This is a genomic window from Arthrobacter sp. 2YAF22_2 (assembly GCF_052114645.1).
GTDB lineage: Bacteria > Actinomycetota > Actinomycetes > Actinomycetales > Micrococcaceae > Arthrobacter.
In genome coordinates, this window is record NZ_JBFRFD010000502.1 from 1 (window position 1) to 2578 (window position 2578).

General features: G+C 62.3%; 1 pseudogene. It reads right to left on the reverse strand.

From position 1 onward, the window contains the following. Positions 1-859 precede the first annotated feature (859 nt). Positions 860-2578 (reverse strand): annotated as a pseudogene (locus AB4Y86_RS16465) (hypothetical protein); the annotation flags it as partial.

Sequence of the window (2578 nt, forward strand, 5' to 3'; positions counted from 1 at the left end):
GCCCCCAGCCGTGGCCGACGCCATTGCTGCGCGGTAGTCCGCTGGTGCGGGTACAGAGGGCGACGGGGAAACTGAAACGCTCGGGGAAGTGGGTGCCGCGGCCGTCGCCGGTGGGAGTGCGGCGCTCGGGGACAGGGACGGGGAAGGGGAAGATGTCCTGGTCGGGGAAGCGGAGGCACTCGGTGAGGGCTCAACGGCATTTGCCGGAGCAGTAAGACCTGGGCCTGCAAGGAGGGCAACGGATAGTAGCGCAACCCCGACCAGGCCGAGGAGACTACTGTTGGGTGGAAGAAGGGTCCGCTTCATTTGCCGCTCCGGAACAACTACACGACTATGGCCGTGTCATGGTGGTCTCCCGCCCGGGACGGAGCTGTGCAAGCTGTCCCGGATGCGAGAATGTCTGACTTATCGCGCCCACCGTAGCACCGGCATACGTCTCAAACCAGAGTTGCGGATGTTACGGATGTGAACATTGTTGTAACGAAAGTCCCTGGAATTCGTTCTGGCGCATCCGGCCGGTTCCTGGCAGGTGCGGACGTGTCCTTCGTACTAATCCAAGTTGGACGGCCCGATGTGAGGCACCCCGTTGTGTTTGGGGCACCGTAAAAGAAGCTGTGCGCATTGTCGATGACGAGGATCGTGGGCAACTCCGCCGTATCGGACTGTACTCATTGAAGGCCGGACTCGTGGTGGCAGACTGATGGGGGTCTAGCATCTCGTGAAGGAGACCAGGAGCGCCTCTGGCGTGACGCGCCCGGGGCATTCGAGGCTGACCCCAGAGATCTGTCCCCATTTGCATGCAGTTTCGCCCGCCGCAGTGGCTTACTGCGGCGGGCGAAAGAGCTTTGGGGTCAGTTATCTACTTGTAGCTGATCACGGTCCCCGAGGCCGCGGTCCAGCTGATTCTGCCGCCCACGTAGTCCTGGTAAGTCACATTGCCTACGACATACTCGTTGCTAGTCGGATACCCGAGCCGGCCGTTCTCGTAGCCCTGCGAGGCCCAGGCCACACGGATGCCGCCACGCGAGATTTGGGCCCCTGTGGCAGCGGACCAAATGATGGCGCCTCCTTGGAAATTCTGATAGGTGCCGGCGTTGACCAGCCCCGAGACGATATCGGACGTCGGGTAGGCCAAGGCTCCCCGCTCGTATCCTTGTGCGGCCCACGCGTTTCTGATGACGCCCATGGAAATGTGTGGCCCGGTAGCCGGCGCCCAGAGGATCGCTCCATTCTGGAACATTTGGTAAGCCCCTCCGTTGATGAGGCCTCCGATCTGGTCGGTTGTCGGGTAGCCCAGAATTCCATTTTGGAATCCGTACTGGCCCCACTTGTCGCGGACGGCTCCGTACGAGACATGGGCGCCTGTTGTGGAGGAGGAAATCATTGCGCCGTTTTGGAACGTCTGATAATAGCCACCCCCAACGAGGCCGCCCACCGTGTCACTCGTTGGGTAGCCAAAGTAGCCGCGCTCATAACCATAGGCGGCCCACAAGGCACGGATGTCACCCATGGAGGTATGGGCGCCCGTCGCCGCCGACCACAAAATGGCGCCGTTGGTGAAGAGCTGATAGCACCCGCCACTAACTAGACCACACACAATTGACCCCGATGCCAATCCAACGGCCTGCACAGCCGCGGCCTTCGCCGCAATCGCCGCCGCCGCGTTCTGATCGATGACCCCGGAGTCAAGGAGGGAGTAGTCGTCCGTAACAAGCGTTCCAAGGTTGGTGAGAGTCAATGCCATTGACATGGCTGTGGCGCCCGCGGGCACCGGCGGGGACGTCCAACTGGTCTGGGTGAATGTGGCTGCGGGCAGGACAAACGGGCTGGACGTCCAATAGTGCCAGGCGCCCTGACCTATCCGATAGTAAAGCTCGAACTGGGTCTTTGCCGTAGAAGTGTACCAAGCGGACATCGTGTAGCTGTGGCCAGCCGTTACACTCGGGGCGCACTGACCGGTGTCCAGGGGTGGCAGCACTTTGGCGTCGCCATTCGTGTAGGCGGACATGACCACCTGGGTGGCGGCAGTACCGGTGTGGGCCGTGGCCACGGTGCTGCTCGTGTAGGTGTTGGCGCCGTACGATCCTGGAACCCAGCAGTACGGGGGGCTGCCGGCCACAGCGCCCGCCGTCTCAAATCCGGGGTTGCGGAGCAAGTTTCCTGAAGTGATAGGTGCAGGCGGCGGGGGCCCATTGGCAGCCAACGGCTTGACCGCCCCACCCATGGCCTGATCGACGGTTTTAACAACGACCCGACCTGCGGCCTGCTCGGCCGCCAGGAAATCGATCAGGGCGTTGAAATCTGCCGTTGGTATGCTCAGCGGTTCACCGGCGGCATTGATGTGGTGGAAGGTGTACTGCATCCAACCCCCGCCGGGCTCCGCCTTGAGGGTCAGGTCCTTCATGTTTTGCAGGGTCCACGTGCTGTCGATTTGGTCGGGGGCCTTGGTCAGGAAGGCGTCCGCCGGCGGGAGTGTCTCGGCCAGCGGGCTGCCTGCGGAGCCGGGTATTTGACTTGCGATGTCGCCCAGACCACGCGCGCTGTTGTAGCCGCATGCTGCCACAATGCCCTCTAGTGC